Origin of the sequence: Cycloclasticus sp. P1 (assembly GCF_000299965.1) — a bacterium.
In the GTDB taxonomy this organism is placed as follows: domain Bacteria; phylum Pseudomonadota; class Gammaproteobacteria; order Methylococcales; family Cycloclasticaceae; genus Cycloclasticus; species Cycloclasticus pugetii.
This window is the reverse complement of the sequence record NC_018697.1, coordinates 292599-308752: the sequence shown is the minus strand read 5'-3', so window position 1 is coordinate 308752 and position 16154 is coordinate 292599. Positions and strand designations below refer to the sequence as shown.

Here is a 16154-nt window from a genome sequence, read left to right as displayed (position 1 = left end):
CCCTAAATTAAGATGCTGCTTTAACAGCGGCTTTAGCAGCCAAGGTTAAATCATCAGCGGCAATAATATCTAAACCAGAATCTTTCAATAGCTGACGCCCTTGATCGGCATTAGTGCCTTCTAAACGAACCACTACCGGTACGCTAACACCTACCTCTTTAACCGCTTCAATAATACCTTCAGCAATTAAGTTACAACGAACGATGCCGCCAAAAATATTCACTAACACTACTTTTACTTTGTCATCAGACAAAATAAGTTTAAACGCTTCAGCCACACGTTCAGCTGTTGCGCCACCACCTACATCTAAGAAGTTAGCGGGGAAACCACCTTCCAATTTAACTAAGTCCATAGTCGCCATCGCTAAACCTGCACCATTCACCATACAACCAATGCTGCCGTTCAACGTAATATAGTTCAACTCATGTTGTTGTGCTGCATGCTCTTTTTCATCTTCTTGCGACGGATCACGCATGGCAACCATATCGGCGTTACGATAAGCGGCGTTATCATCTAAATTAACTTTTGCATCTAGTGCGACTAAGTCACCATCACCATTAACAATCAGTGGGTTGATTTCAACTTGGCTCGCATCTTTTGCCCAAAAAACGGCTAAAATGCCAGACATGACTTTAAACAGCTGCCCAACTTGTTTACCTTTAAGCCCCATTTTAAAAGCTATATCGCGCGCTTGATACGGCTGTAAGCCAGCAACAGGATCAACGGCGGCTAATAAAATCTTCTCTGGTGTTTCTTCCGCCACTTCTTCAATATCCATACCGCCTGCTTCAGACGCCATAAACATAATTCGTTTAGTGCCACGATCAACCACAGCGCTAATATAAAGCTCGCGATCGATAGGCTTAACTTCCTCGACAATAAGCATTTCGATAGGCAAACCTTCTTCATCGGTTTGTGGCGTCACCAAGCGAGAGCCCAATAGCTTTTTGCTAAACGCTTCTACCTCGTCTATCCCTTTACACAATTTAACGCCACCCGCTTTACCACGACCACCTGCGTGAACTTGGGCTTTAACTACCCAACACTCACCGCCTAACTCTTTTGCAACATTGACAGCTTCTTTAACTGAACGTGCTGGCTTACCAACTGGTACGGGTACACCAAACTCAGCAAACACCTGTTTTGCTTGGTATTCATGTAAATTCATTCAAATTCCTCTATGATTAATTTTTGTTAGTCACTTAACCAGTCCATTCTAATAGATTTCACAATTTAATTCAGCCAGACACTTAAATTTACGCCATGCATTCTGCACCGAAACAAAGCGAATTCGTCAAAACATGTCCATTTGGGAGCGGTTTTTACCTGCCTGCTGAACAAGCCTGGCGAACGCTTAAAGTGTTCCATGCCTACCAATTAGTATTGTCTAGTGCATTTTTTACTTTATTTGCCAGTCACACTGGGCCTTCGATTTTTGGCCAAAGCAACCCGGGGCTCTTTCAAGCAGTTAGCCTGACTTATTTTGCACTCACCCTATTTAGCACTGTCTTTATTCGCAAACCGTATATTGCATACACGCGACAGGTACAGTTTAAAATTATTGCCGACATTATCTTCTTAACCTTTCTGATGCATGCTAGTGGCGGCATTACTAGTGGCTTAGGGGTTCTGCTCGCCGTCAGCGTTGCCGCTGGCGGTTTATTGGCTGGCGGGCAATGCACCTTAGTTTTTGCTGCGATGGCCACTTTCGCTGTGCTTGGCGAGCAATTGTATGCTGACCTCACCGGTATTTTTGCAAAAACCGCTTATACCTATGGCGGCGTGCTAAGCGCCTCTTTTTTCACTATTTCAATCCTTGCGTTAGTACTTGCAAAGCGCGTTGAAAAATCAGAGCAAATAGCCCAGTTACAAAGCCGAGAAATTGATGAACTTATTCATTTAAATGATTACATTATTAAACACCTTCAATCTGGCATCATCGTTGTTGACCACCACAATAAAGTACGCCTTGCTAATGATGCTGCCAAGACTCTCATTGAGCACCCCATTAGTATTGGCGCAGCCTTGTCAGACATATCGCCTGAGTGTTGGCAATTATTTACTCGCTGGTTAAGAGACCCTAACCAAAGCAGTGCCGATATTGCCGCAAGCGCCCACTCACCTCGAACTAAGCTGCGCTTCAGCCAATTACACAACCTTGCTGACAACGCCTACATCATTTTTTTGGATGACCTTTCAACCATTGAGCTACAGGTGCAACAAGAAAAACTCGCTTCGCTGGGTCGACTCACCGCGAGCATTGCACACGAAATTAGAAACCCTCTCGGCGCTATTAGCCATGCCGGCGAGTTATTATCCGAATCCACCTCTATTAAAAAAGAAGACCTACGACTACTCGATATTATCCATAACCATACCAATAGGGTGAACAGTATTGTAAAAAGCATACTCCAACTTTCACGACAAGAAGATAGCCACATTGAAACTATCAAACTCGACAAGTGGATTGCCGATTTTGATAAAGAGTTTATGGAACAGTTCGGTTTGCAAACCTCCCCTATACAAATCAACATTGCCCAGAACGTTAAAACCATTCAATTTGACAATAACCATTTAAAACAAATTATCGACAACCTTTGTAGCAACGCTCTAAAATATGGCCAACTTGTCGACAAACAACAAATAATTTATATGCAGATAGGCATAAGTCCTATCAATCAACAGGTTTACATCTCAATCACTGATGCAGGTAAAGGCATGGACGAAACCACAGCAGAACAAATTTTTGAGCCCTTTTTCACAACATCCCCTTCAGGAACAGGGCTTGGGCTTTACATCTCCAGTCAACTAGCCGAACTTAACCATGCTAAATTAAGTTACCAAGCCAACCCCAATGGTGGTAGTTGCTTCACCCTTTTATTTAAACATTCTTAACAGATAATGCCGCAAACACTCGCCCTTATTGTCGACGATGAACCGGACATTTTAGAGTTGCTGGAAATTACCCTGTCACGCATGGGCATCGCCAGCAAACCAGCACACGACCTTAGCGAAGCTAAGCTGCTGTTAAAGACCCACTCTTTTGATATTTGCCTAACCGACCTGCAATTACCAGACGGTAACGGCTTAGAGCTGGTTAAGCACGTACAAACACACTACCCCAGCACACCCACCGCTGTTATTACCGCTTTTGGCAGTATGGAAGTTGCTATCAAAGCCCTCAAGCTAGGTGCCTTTGATTTTGTTTCCAAACCGGTTGACTTAAAAAGCTTAAAAAACCTTGTTAGCTCCGCCATAAAAATTAACGATACTGTTGAACCTGTTGATCGACGAAGTCGCGACCAATTATTGGGAGACTCTGTGATGATGGCTAACGTACGCGCCAAAATTGCAAAGCTTGCTCGCAGCCAAGCACCCATCTATATCAGTGGTGAATCAGGCACCGGTAAAGAATTAGTTGCCAAGCTAATTCATGAAAAAGGCCCTCGGGCTAATCAAGCTTTTGTCCCCATTAACTGCGGCGCCATCCCCCATGAACTGATGGAAAGTGAGTTTTTTGGCCATAAAAAAGGCAGTTTTACCGGCGCTATCGCTGATAAAAAGGGGCTATTCCAACTTGCTCATGGTGGCACTTTATTTTTAGATGAGATCGCCGACCTCCCTCTACACATGCAAGTTAAATTATTACGGGCCATACAAGAAAAGTCCATCCGTCCCATCGGCAGTGATACTGAAACCGTGATCGACACCAGAATTTTGTGTGCCACCCATAAAAACTTAAGCGAACTCGTTGAAAAAGGGAGCTTTCGACAGGATTTATATTACCGGATTAATGTCATCGAACTCCCTTTGCCAGCTCTGCGCGAACGCAAGGAAGACATCCAGCAGCTCGCCACCCATATTTTACAAAAATTAAATACCGAACATGGAAATACTACTATAAGCCTTAGTGAAAATGCGCTAAAAGCCCTAACAAAGTACCCCTTCCCTGGCAATGTACGCGAACTAGAAAACATACTCGAACGTGCATTTACCCTATGTGAAAATGGGCTTATTCACCAGGCAGATTTACAGCTGCCCGAAACCCCGCATAACATACCTAACTCAATCACTACCCCAGCGTCATCGCCCAATGCAAGTGGCGAATCATCAGACGCACCACTGGAAGATTACCTTGGCACACTGGAAAAAGAAGCCATCGTCAATGCATTAGAAAAAACACGCTGGAACAAAACAGCCGCAGCAAAAGACCTAGGTATTACCTTTCGTGCCTTACGATACCGACTAAAAAAACTAGGTTTAGACACTTAAGCACTAATTGACCCTCAGCGTCACTTTATGACATAAAACACTTTAGAAAGATCTAGACGAAAAATTAATAAACTATTTTAAACAAACAAAATCAGTAGGTTATTAGCATCATTCATTAAATATAGATAAGTGGCACACAAAATGCTTTATACTTTTTGCAATATAAATTTATGACATATTAATAAGGATATCAACATGAAAAATCTACAAACAATAAAACATAACGCTCAAAAGGGCTTCACCCTGATCGAGCTCATGATCGTGGTTGCCATTATCGGTATTTTAGCTGCATTGGCTATCCCTGCTTACCAAGACTACACTATTAAGGCTCGCGTAGGTGAAGGTGCGTCTCTTTCTGGCGCATTTAAAACCGCCATTGAAATCTATTGGAGTGAAAATGGAACTTTATCAGACACCGGAACCGGTTTAGGTGGAGACACATTGGGGCTCTCTTCTGTTTCCGCACAATATGTCTCGGATATCTCTGTAGGAACAGGCCCAGTTCTTGATGTAACACTAAAGACAATGCCCAAACTAGGTGATGCTGGCGGGAAGTGCTTCCAATACGTTCCCTCACACCCTGAATCAGGGCGTAACATAGAGTGGAGTGTTGAAGCTGGTTGTACTTCTGGTACAGAGATTGCGTCCAAGTACTTGCCACGAGATTAACGTCTAAATTTAAAAGCTAATAAAGGCGGCGCTTATGCCGCCTTTTTTATATTTGCATGCCAAAACAACAAAAACTAAACATACTTTTTATTTTTACGCTTTTTTGCCTGTTATTTTTTATCTATAAAAATGGCTTAAATGGCCCCTTTATATTTGACGACACCTCAAATATCATTTCCAACTCTTTGCTTAGGATAGACAATCTATCCTTTTATAGTCTATATAACAGTAGTTTATCAGGCTCTGCTGGCCCGCTAAAACGACCAGTTGCCGTTCTAAGTTTTGCTCTTAATTATTATTTTGCCGGCGGGTACGTTGCATCCATATTTAAGCTAACTAATATCATCATCCACTGCCTTAATGCACTATTGGTTTATCTTCTGTGCTTTCAGCTATTTAAGCGAATCAACATCACACAGCACACCGCACCTAACACAAACATAGCCTTTTTGTTTGCCAGTGGCGTCAGCCTATTATGGGCGCTGCACCCCATAAACTTAACCAGCGTGCTCTATGTCGTACAACGCATGACATCACTGAGCACCTTATTTAGTCTAGGCTGTATTATTCTCTACCTTTGTGCTCGTAACCGTTGGTTATCTCAAGGCTATACTTGGCGCGTAGGATGCTTATTTTTTGCTAGCTTGACGAGCTTGCTTCTCGCACTATTTAGCAAAGAGAATGCTGTTTTAACCCCCTTGATAATTATATTCATTGAACTGCTTCTCTACTTAAAAGAGAAACCTTGGTCGGTTATTAGTCGACTAACGAAACAACAACAAAATTTGGGTTTAGTCGTTATTGGCAGCTTATTTATCGCCACTATTTGGTGGGCTATTGATTATGCTTCTGGTGGCTTTAACAACCGCCCTTTTACTATGTTAGAGCGCGTTTTAACTGAGTCACGTGTTCTGTGTTTTTATCTTTCACTGATACTCATTCCTCGCATTAATGGCTTTGGTTTATTTCATGATGACATTGCATTGTCAACCTCGTTATTCACTCCGTGGACAACCATCACATCTATCATTTTTATCCTTGGCTTACTGGCCACAGCTTTTTATTATCGAAAAAAGAACCCACTATTTGCCTTAGGCATTGGATGGTTTTTCATTGGGCATTTATTAGAGTCCACATTTTTTCCTTTAGAAATCGCTCATGAACACCGCAACAATTTACCGTCTATAGGCATCATCATTGCTGTTTTTTCCCTCATTCCTTTGGCCAAACTAGAAACCAAGAAAGTTATTACAAGCATTGTTTTTGTTGCCCTTATCTTAGGCAGCACCACCTGGCTTCGTTCAAAACAATGGGGAAATTATCAGTCATTGGCGTATTATGAAGCAGAACATCATCCAAACTCACCTGCTATCCAGGCTTTGCTCAGTAATGCGGCGCACCAGGCTGGCGACATAGTAATTGCCACTGAAGCCATAAAAAAAGCAATGACTCTCGAGCCTAATGAGACCGCTTACGCACTGCATTATCAAAATATTTTAGCCATTCACGATCAGAAAATACCAAGCGCCTTACAAGTTGAAACATTAAGACGGCTTGAACACAACAGGCTCACCCCGTCCACACAATTAGCCTTAGACCAAATAGCTGGATGTTTAAAAAAGGAGGTTTGCGCACCTTTGCGTAAAAATTATCTCGAATGGATAAACGTCGTGATAAAAAAAGCACCCACGCACGCTGTTTACTATTATATGAAAGGTAAGGCCCAACGTGCTAGCGGAGATATATTAGGCGCTCTCAACACCTTTCAGCAAGCCTACGATATTAGCCCTAACTTTCTACACCCTTTATTTGAAATGGCAGATATTTTAATTCGCCTAAACCAACTCGAACATGCGGAGCAAGTTATTGGCTGGATTGACATTGCTAACGAAAAAACTCACCTTCGCAGAGATACTGAGTTAAAACAAATTAAGGATATACTCAATAAGATAAAGAAAGCAAAATCAAGAAAACAGCCAACTTGATTTTTCGTCCACCTCACAAGACTGACGCTTCTTTTTAATAGCTAGCAAACTATGCTAGGTTTATGCTTCAGTAGGCAACCTACTCTCGCAGGCCATAAATACTAAAGATAGTGACCCTCTAAAAAAGCGATAACATATTCTCTAGTGCTTTTTTAGCCATTTGCTTGTCATCATCATTGACTTGTATCTGATTAACCACAGTCCCTTCAGCTAAATTTTCCAACACCCATGCTAAGTGCTGAGGGTCTGTTCTAAACATGGTTGAACACATCGCAACGGTTGGTGACATAAAATGAACTTGCTTGCCTTGGTCTTTCACTTCTTCCTTAAGACGATTGACTAGGTTCAGCTCTGTTGCAATCAGCCATTGCGTATTCGCTTTACCTTCACGAACCGTTTTTAAAATAGCTTCGGTTGAGCCAACATAATCGGCCTTCTCGCACACTTCAAAATTAGCTTCTGGGTGCGCCACAACAATTGCATTCGGGTTTTTCTTTTTAAAGTCATCAATCTGGTTGTCTTGAAACATTTGATGCACAGAACAAAACCCTTTCCAAAGAATCATCTTTGCATTTTCAATTTGTTCTTTTGTTAAGCCACCCATTGGTTGATTAAAATCCCAGACAACCATTTCTTCAAGTGGGATCCCCATACGATAACCGGTATTTCTACCCAAGTGCTCATCGGGGAAAAATAATATTTTTTCACGCTTTTCGAAACACCACTCTAATACTTGCTGCGCGTTGGATGATGTACAAACAATGCCCTCATGCTGCCCACAAAAGGCCTTTAAGTCCGCGGCTGAATTAATGTAAGTAACGGGCGTTACTTGCTCATCTGCATTGATCAGAGTATTTAATTCTTTCCAACTACGCTCTACATTGGCACGGTTTGCCATATCTGCCATAGAGCAGCCAGCTGCTAGATCTGGTAACACTGTTATTTGTTCTGGGCGTGACAGTATATCTGACACCTCCGCCATAAAATGTACGCCACAAAACACAATATATTCTGCTTTAGACTCTGCTGCATACTTAGACAGCTTAAGTGAGTCACCACTTACATCGGCGTGTTTAAACACCTCATTACGCTGATAATGGTGGCCTAAAATGACACATCGCTCACCCAGTTTTTCTTTAGCTGCTTGAATGCGTTGATCACATTCTTCGTCGCTCAATAATGAATAATTTTGTATAGCAAGTGCCATCACAGATCCTTATTTTTCTTCAACCACAGGGGGTTTTCTTAAACGAATACCAAGCTCCTTTAACTGAGCATCACTAACCGTCGCCGGTGCAGATGTCAACGGGCATGCAGCTGTTTGTGTTTTAGGGAACGCCATTACGTCACGAATAGTCGATGCACCTGACATCAGCATCACCAAGCGATCTAAACCAAACGCCATACCGCCATGTGGAGGGCACCCATACTTTAAGGCATCCAACAGGAAGCCAAACTTTTCTTGTGATTCCACTGCGTCCATTCCTAGCAAATCAAATACCACTTGCTGCATATCGGTTTTATGAATACGGATGGAGCCACCACCTACTTCAGTACCGTTAAGCACTAAATCGTACGCTCTAGACAAGGCCTTACCTGTATTCGCTTTAAGCTCATCAGCATCACAAGAAGGTGCAGTAAATGGGTGATGAATAGCATTCCAGCGACTTGATTTTTCATCCCAGTCGAACATTGGGAAATCAACCACCCAAACAGGTTTCCAATCACCTTCCAATAGACCTTGATCTTGACCAATTTTGTCACGTAAAGCACCCAATGCTTCATTAACAACCTTAGTTTTATCGGCTCCAAAGAAAACAATGTCCCCTGTTTGTGCGCCAGTTCTGTCCATGATGTTTTCAACTACATCATCAGGTAGGAATTTTAAAATAGGCGATTGCAGCCCTTCAATACCAGCCGCACGATCATTAACTTTGATATACGCCAAACCCTTTGCGCCATAAATGCTAACAAATTTAGTGTAACCATCGATATCCTTACGACTCAGGCTACTCGCACCTGGCACACGAAGTGCCGCAACACGGCCATCATCACTATTTGCCGGGCCAGAAAATACTTTAAATTCAACCGCTGCCATCAAATCAGCTACATCAGTTAACACCAATGGGTTACGCAAGTCAGGACGGTCAGTGCCATACACATCCATAGCTTTTTCGTACGTCATCTGCGGAAATTGCTCTGGCAATTTCACATTGATAACCTCGTTAAATAAACGCCTAACCATGCCTTCCATTAAGCCCATTATCTCGCCTTCATCCATAAAAGAAGTTTCGATATCTAGCTGGGTAAATTCTGGCTGTCGATCCGCTCTAAGGTCTTCATCACGAAAGCAACGTACAACTTGATAGTAGCGATCCATACCAGCAATCATCAGCAATTGCTTGAACAACTGTGGCGATTGAGGCAGGGCAAAAAAACTATTCTCATGCGTACGGCTCGGCACCAAGTAATCACGCGCGCCTTCCGGCGTTGCCTTTGTTAAGAAAGGCGTTTCAATTTCGTAGAAACCCTCATCTTCTAAAAAGCGACGTAAATTAAGCGTTACATCGCGTCGCAAGCGAATTTTTTCTAGCATTTCTGGGCGACGCAAATCTATATAACGGTAACGTAAACGCGTTTCTTCGTTCACTTCAATATCGCCATCAACTTGAATTGGCGTGGTTTCTGAACGATTAAGAATTTCTAGCTCTAACCCTAATAACTCAACCTTACCGGTTTTCATTTTAGGGTTAATAGTACCTTCTGGTCGCGGGCGAACACGGCCTTTTAGTTTTAATACATACTCACCACGCACGCTTTCGGCAATGGCAAAAGAATCAGCGCGATCTGGATCAAACACCACTTGTACAATACCTTCACGGTCACGTAAATCGATAAAAATGACGCCACCATGGTCGCGCCGTCTATGTACCCAACCACAAATCTCAACTTCCTGCCCTAAGTGGTTTTCGTTAATGTCACCACAATAATGACTACGCATCATCTTTATTTCCTTACCGTTATGTTTTTTTGAGTAGCCTGACAGTTATCACGCTAGATATACCTTTTTCAGAAAAGGCCTGTAATTATTTAGTCTCGCTCGACTTTTTTGATGAGCCTTCTGCTAAATTCTTCTTTTTTCCACTTTTAAAGTCTGTTTCATACCAGCCGTCGCCTTTTAAACGAAAGCCTGAGGCTGACATAAGCTTGCTCAATGCATCTTCCCCACATTCAGGGCACTTTGTTAATGGCGCATCACTTATTTTACGCAATGCTTCACAACGATGCTTACATGCATCGCATTGGTATTCATATATAGGCATATTTCTTTCACTCCAAATACTGATCGGTTGTTCTTGTTATACGCTTGCACTAAACACAACTGGGTATTTTCAATGATTTACGAGGTCTATAGCAAGCAATGTATGTAAAATAAACGCACTTTTATAGCTTCATCGTGCGATTGATACAAATATGACGACTCAACTGACCATTACTAAACCAGACGATTGGCATTTACATTTACGCGACGGCCCCGCCCTCAACACAACGGTTGCTTTTAGTGCCCGGCAATTTCAACGAGCCATTGTGATGCCTAATTTGGCACAACCTATTGTTAATGCTGAACGAGCCAGTGCTTATCGACAACGAATTTTAGACGCTTTACCAGAAAAAAGCAGCTTTCAACCATTGATGACGATCTACCTCACCAACGACACCTCGATCGAAGACATCAAACAGGCCAGCCAAAGTGACTATATTTTTGCAGCAAAACTATACCCCGCAGGCGCCACCACTAACTCATCTAACGGTGTCGCAGATGTATCTGCACTCTTTCCTGTGTTAGAAGAAATGCAAAAACATGATCTCCCGTTATTGGTCCATGCAGAGGTCACCGATACAGATATTGATATTTTTGACCGGGAAAAAGCCTTTATCGATAAATACCTTACCTCTATCAGAAAGACATTTCCTGAGCTACGCATTGTTTTAGAACATGCCACAACGCAGCAGTCCGTTGATTTTGTACTTGAAAACAACTACACCGCCGCCACGTTGACACCACAACACCTCCTTTTCAACCGTAACGACTTATTAGCGGGCGGCATCCGTCCACACAATTACTGCCTACCCATCTTAAAACGTGAAACACATAGGCAAGCATTGATTAAAGCGGCCACCAGTGGCAACCCGAAATTCTTTTTAGGCACCGACAGCGCCCCCCACGCAACAACGGCCAAAGAAAACCAGTGCGGCTGCGCAGGTTGCTTTACTGCTTATGCCGCTATTGAGCTTTATGCAGAGGCCTTTGAGAAAGAAGGCGCTCTAAATAAGCTGGAGGGGTTCAGTAGTTTTTATGGGCCCGATTTTTATCGCTTACCAAGAAACAAACAGACGTTGACACTCAGCAAAGAAAGCTGGCAAGCACCGCCTAGCTATTCTTTTGGCACACAATCGTTAACGCCTTTTCGTCAGGAAACCCCTTTACAGTGGAAAATAAAATAACCTTTAGGCTGTAGCTAAAGCAATAAAAAAAGCCCCGTTTAAACGGGGCTTTTTTGTGTACTCTAATTATTCGTCATCGAAAATATCTTCATCATCCAACGGAGGGTTTCCATCGTAAATTAAATAATTACGACGCTGGAAGTGCGCACTCCTTTCAAACTCATATGGGTCTAACGCAGCTTGGTCTGCAATTTTCTTTGCTCTAATCAAATCAGCGCGGGTATCTACACCTTTGAGCACCATCGTCGCCCACCTTGCATCAGAATCATCAATTTGCTGAATAGGGTCAACAAACGTATCTGCATAAATACCTAGCGTGTCACGCAACGTACTTGACCCTAAAATAGGCAGCACAACATATGGCCCTGTGCCTACGCCGTAAGCCCCTAATGTTTGCCCAAAATCTTCATTGTTTTTTGGCATCCCCATGTCTGTAGCCATATCAACAAAACCAAGCACACCCACCGTTGTGTTAACGAGCACACGACCACCATCCGACAAGGCTTGATTAAACTTAAGCTGTAAAATGTCATTAACAAATACCACCACGTCATCTAAATTACTAAAGAAGTTCGTAATGCTTTGGTCGACAATATCAGGTGTTACATACTGGTAACCTTTTGCAACAGGCTCAAGAACATATTCATCTGCTTTTTGATTAAACTTGTACACCCCCCTATTCACAAACTCTAAAGGGTCATTTTCTTCTTGTGAGGTTAGCGATGCACAGCCGGACAATAAAGCCGCCATGGCAACAAACATACACACAATTCCTTTTCTAAAACACACCGATAATCTCATGAGAACTCTCTCTTAGTAATTTTTAATGCAACTTTATAAAGCCGCCAAAGGCTGCTTGACTTATTATAGCGAAATATTCCTAAATTGTTAGTCTAGAGAAAATGCTAAATTCTGATGTAAACACGATGGCCAATCGTTTTCGTAGTTATCTACCAGTCATCGTTGACCTTGAAACCGCCGGGTTTAATGCCACAACAGATGCTTTGCTTGAAATGGCAGTTGTCATTCCCGCTATGGACGAATCGGGGCAGCTTATTATTGAATCATCTCATCGTGAGCACATCATCCCCTTTGAAGGCGCTAACCTTGACCCTGCTGCATTAAAGTTCAACGGTATTGACCCGTATCACCCTTTCCGCCTAGCAATTGATGAAAAAGAAGCTCTTAGGAAGTTATTTGCCCCCGTAAGGGCAGCTGTAAAAGCACAACAATGCACCCGTGCTATTTTGGTTGGGCACAACCCTGCTTTTGATATTGGTTTTATGAATGCCGCGGTAGAACGCACACAAATCAAACGAAATCCTTTTCACCCTTTTAGCACATTTGATACGGCTACTTTAGGTGGGCTCGCATACGGCCAAACGGTATTAGCTAAGGCCGCCAAAGCCGCTGGCATGGACTGGGATAGTGAGCAAGCCCACTCGGCGCTATATGACGCCGAGCAAACCGCTATTTTATTTTGTAAGATCGTTAATCAATGGGATGCCTTTGCTAAGCAGCCTTAATTTTATCCAGCATAGTTTTCAGCTCTCCGCTTTCAAACATTTCAATCATAATATCAGCACCTCCGACTAATTCGCCGTTCACATAAAGCTGAGGGAATGTTGGCCAGCTTGAATATTCTTTCAGGCCTTCGCGTATTTCGTCATCATCAAAAATATTAACGTAAGCAAATTCGACTTCACATGCTTGTAAAATTTGCACCGCCTTACTCGAAAAGCCACACTGTGGGAAATACGGCGTGCCTTTCATATACAATAAAACGGCGTGATTTTTTAGTTGATCTTCTATTCGTTCATTTACAGACATATCGACACCTTTTAAAAACAATTTCTTGAATTATACCCTGAATATTTAGAATAAGTCTAAACTCCATAGCCTCCACCGCCCGGTGTTTTAATTGCCAAGCAGTCACCCACACTAACATCCACGCTAACTTTTGCGGCTAAACGCGTTTCATTTAGCCAGTTTTCACCACACTTTCCTGCCTGCCCACCTAATACCCCCCATGGTTTATGCCTCCTTCGTTCTGTTAACAAAGTAATATGCGCCGGTTTCAAGAACTCTATTTCTCTAATCAACCCATCGCCGCCTTTAGTTTTTCCTTCTCCACCCGACCCTCTGCGGACCTGATAACGCTTAACCCTAAGAGGGTAATGCATCTCTAAAGACTCAATAGGCGTGTTTAGGGTATTGGTCATGTGTGTTTGCACCGCTGATAAACCATCAAACAGGGCGCCCCCGCCCATTCCACCACCAATCGTTTCATAGTAATTCCAACTAACACCCTCAGTTTTAGCGCCCATTGCCACATTATTCATGCTGCCGTGGCTAACGGCCGGAAGCTCTTCTGGAACAGCCTGCGCTAACGCGCCGATCACCACATCCACCAATCGCGTGCTGGTTTCCACATTCCCAGCTGCCACGGCAGCAGGCTTTATCGCATTAATCAACGAACCGTGTTCCGCTATTATTTTAATTCGACGATAAACACCAAAGCACGCCGGAGTATTAACTGGCATTAAGCATCTGAAGACGTAGTAAACAGCCGCCGCCACTACTGATAAAGGACAATTGATATTACCTGTCACCTGGCTGGCTGTACCCGCAAAGTTAGCAATAACCTCGCTGTTATTGATTGTTAAACTGAGTTTGATCTTGATATCTTTAGCACCTAGACCATCATCATCCATGACATCCTCAAAATGATAAACTCCGACTGGAATACGCCGTAATAATTGCAACATCAAACGATCACCATACTCATTAAGGTGTGTTAATGCCCGCTCATATTTCTCAGCACCCATGTCCTCCACAACAGACAATAATCTTTGCGCCCCTCGCTGGTTTGCACTGATTTGCGCATTAAAGTCTCCAGTGGATTCAATCGTATGACGTAATGCCTGCTTTATTTGTTCAAACTCCGCAGATACTTGGTTACCTCGCATGATCTTTGTCGGTGAAATAACCAACCCCTCTTCATCTAAATGCGTTGCCAATGGCATAGAACCTGGCGACTCGGCACCTATATCGGCATGATGTGCACGATTAGCAACAAAACCAACTCGCCTCCCATTCATATATACAGGGCATACCAGCGTCACGTCAGGCAAATGCGTTCCACCTAAGTAAGGGTCATTAAGTGCCAGCATATCGCCAGGTTGCCAATCTACCTGCTCAACAATATCTTGCATTGCGTACGCCATACTGCCTAAATGAACGGGAATATGGGCAGCTTGCGCACACAATTGACCTTGCGCATCAAAAATAGCGCATGAAAAATCCAAACGATCTTTTATGTTTGGCGAAAAGGCTGCCCTCTGTAAAACGGCCCCCATTTCATCGCAAATAGACTCAATTCGACTTGAAAAGATACTTAACTCAATGGCATCCATAGTTGATTAGTTGCTGATTTTCATATAGAGAATTATAATGATAGATCAACAAAATAGGCAGCCAGATTTGGCTGCCTTTGTTTTTGTACCATAATACAACTTGATAAGGTTCGTTATGCACCACCATATTATGCCAACTTACGCTTCAATGCCGGTTCGCTTTCTCAAAGGCGAAGGAGCTTGGCTGTGGGACGAAAACGGCAATAAATACCTTGATGCTCTATCAGGCATTGCTGTTTGTGGTTTAGGTCATGCTCACCCAGAGGTCGCTAGTGCCATCAGTGATCAAGCCCATACGCTAATGCACACCTCGAACCTTTATTATATTGATAAACAAGAAAAACTGGCTGACAAGCTTTGCGAGCTCACTGGCATGAATGATGTTTTTTTTGCTAATTCAGGTGCAGAAGCTAATGAAGCCGCTATTAAAATAGCCCGTCGCTTTGCTCACAGCAAAAATATCCAAAACCCTATTATCGTTACTATGGATAAAAGCTTTCACGGCCGTACATTAGCGACCCTAACAGCAACTGGTAATTTGGCAATAAAAGAGGGCTTCTCGCCGCTTCCAGAGGGCTTTTATCATGCCCCATACAACGACATCAACGCTCTCGACACGCTTTCAAAACAGTTGCCCAATATCGTCGCTGTGCTTGTTGAACCCATCCAAGGTGAAAGTGGGGTTAACATTCCTAGCGCAGACTACCTTAATAAATTAAGTGACTTGTGCGAAAAGAATGACTGGCTACTTATGCTGGATGAAGTGCAAACTGGTGTTGGCCGCACCGGCAGCTTCTTAGCCAGCCAACAAAATGGCATCCAAGCCGACGTTGTTACAATGGCCAAGGCCTTAGGAAATGGCGTACCTATTGGTGCGTGCCTGACGTCTAAAAAAGCCACCGGCTTGCTCACTGCTGGCAGCCATGGCTCAACATTTGGTGGCAACCCACTCGCCTGCGCTGCTGCTTTAAAAGTTATTGAAATTGTAGAACGTGATCAACTCGCCAGCCGCGCCACCCAGCTAGGCACTCAAATGGCTGAAGCATTTAAGTTAAACCTAAAACACTGCGAGCACGTTGTAGAGATTAGGCAAAAAGGGCTAATGATTGGCATTGAGCTATCAACCCCCTGTTTGGACTTGGTCAATAAAGCGCTTGAAAAGAAGTTACTCATTAATGTAGCCGCCGGCAATACGGTGCGATTACTGCCGCCGCTCACTATTAGCGATGATGAAGCCGCACAAATAACCACATTGGTTAGCGACTTGATTATTGCCCACTAACCCATTCTTTCTGTAAAGTATCTA

General features: G+C 43.1%; 14 protein-coding genes. 7 read left to right on the top strand and 7 right to left on the bottom strand.

Going from position 1 to position 16154, the window contains the following annotated elements:
* Nucleotides 1-7: 7 nt before the first annotated feature.
* Nucleotides 8-1168 carry an ADP-forming succinate--CoA ligase subunit beta gene (gene sucC, locus Q91_RS01505; RefSeq protein ID WP_015005108.1) on the bottom strand — a complete coding sequence of 387 codons (1161 nt, stop codon included), beginning with the start codon at nt 1166-1168 and terminating at the stop codon, nt 8-10.
* A 95-nt stretch (nt 1169-1263) separates the two neighbouring features.
* Here sucC and Q91_RS01500 point away from each other — a divergent pair, with 95 nt between their 5' ends.
* The 4 genes from Q91_RS01500 (at nt 1264) to Q91_RS01485 (ending at nt 6926) form a co-directional block, all read left to right on the top strand.
* A complete protein-coding gene (locus Q91_RS01500) occupies nt 1264-2895 on the top strand; it encodes a PAS domain-containing sensor histidine kinase (protein WP_015005107.1) in 1632 nt (543 codons plus the stop codon).
* Nucleotides 2896-2901: 6 nt separating this feature from the next.
* Nucleotides 2902-4272, top strand: coding sequence for a sigma-54 dependent transcriptional regulator (locus Q91_RS01495; protein WP_015005106.1), 1371 nt, complete (start codon nt 2902-2904; stop codon nt 4270-4272).
* A gap of 195 nt (nt 4273-4467) precedes the next feature.
* Entirely contained in the window at nt 4468-4941 is a 474-nt protein-coding gene (locus Q91_RS11825) for a prepilin-type N-terminal cleavage/methylation domain-containing protein (protein ID WP_015005105.1), read from the top strand.
* Nucleotides 4942-5639: 698 nt separating this feature from the next.
* Entirely contained in the window at nt 5640-6926 is a 1287-nt protein-coding gene (locus Q91_RS01485) for a lipopolysaccharide assembly protein LapB (protein ID WP_238538346.1), read from the top strand.
* Between the two features lie 118 nt (nt 6927-7044).
* Here Q91_RS01485 and nadA read toward each other — a convergent pair whose 3' ends face one another.
* From nadA to Q91_RS01470, 3 genes are all read right to left on the bottom strand, one after another.
* Nucleotides 7045-8133, bottom strand: coding sequence for a quinolinate synthase NadA (gene nadA / locus Q91_RS01480; protein WP_015005103.1), 1089 nt, complete (start codon nt 8131-8133; stop codon nt 7045-7047).
* 9 nt (nt 8134-8142) lie between these two features.
* Nucleotides 8143-9930, bottom strand: a complete 1788-nt coding sequence (aspS, locus tag Q91_RS01475) for an aspartate--tRNA ligase (protein ID WP_015005102.1) — start codon at nt 9928-9930, stop codon at nt 8143-8145.
* Nucleotides 9931-10012: 82 nt separating this feature from the next.
* On the bottom strand, nt 10013-10249 hold the full coding sequence (locus Q91_RS01470) for an FmdB family zinc ribbon protein (protein ID WP_015005101.1): 237 nt from the start codon (nt 10247-10249) through the stop codon (nt 10013-10015).
* Between the two features lie 151 nt (nt 10250-10400).
* Between Q91_RS01470 and pyrC the strand changes: the two genes are divergently transcribed.
* On the top strand, nt 10401-11432 hold the full coding sequence (gene pyrC / locus Q91_RS01465) for a dihydroorotase (RefSeq protein ID WP_015005100.1): 1032 nt from the start codon (nt 10401-10403) through the stop codon (nt 11430-11432).
* 66 nt (nt 11433-11498) lie between these two features.
* On the opposite strand, the gene Q91_RS01460 is transcribed toward pyrC, so the two are convergent.
* A complete protein-coding gene (locus tag Q91_RS01460; protein ID WP_015005099.1) occupies nt 11499-12194 on the bottom strand; it encodes a VacJ family lipoprotein in 696 nt (231 codons plus the stop codon).
* A 140-nt stretch (nt 12195-12334) separates the two neighbouring features.
* Here Q91_RS01460 and rnt point away from each other — a divergent pair, with 140 nt between their 5' ends.
* Nucleotides 12335-12958: a ribonuclease T gene (gene rnt, locus Q91_RS01455; RefSeq protein ID WP_015005098.1), complete on the top strand. Its 624-nt coding sequence runs from the start codon at nt 12335-12337 to the stop codon at nt 12956-12958.
* Here rnt and grxD read toward each other — a convergent pair.
* Complete coding sequence (gene grxD / locus Q91_RS01450) at nt 12945-13262, bottom strand: Grx4 family monothiol glutaredoxin (protein WP_015005097.1); 318 nt, start codon at nt 13260-13262, stop codon at nt 12945-12947. The genes rnt and grxD overlap by 14 nt on opposite strands.
* Before the next feature lie 56 nt (nt 13263-13318).
* Nucleotides 13319-14848: a hydantoinase B/oxoprolinase family protein gene (locus Q91_RS01445; protein ID WP_015005096.1), complete on the bottom strand. Its 1530-nt coding sequence runs from the start codon at nt 14846-14848 to the stop codon at nt 13319-13321.
* A 115-nt stretch (nt 14849-14963) separates the two neighbouring features.
* Here Q91_RS01445 and Q91_RS01440 point away from each other — a divergent pair, with 115 nt between their 5' ends.
* Nucleotides 14964-16130, top strand: coding sequence for an aspartate aminotransferase family protein (locus Q91_RS01440; protein ID WP_015005095.1), 1167 nt, complete (start codon nt 14964-14966; stop codon nt 16128-16130).
* Nucleotides 16131-16154: the final 24 nt, after the last annotated feature.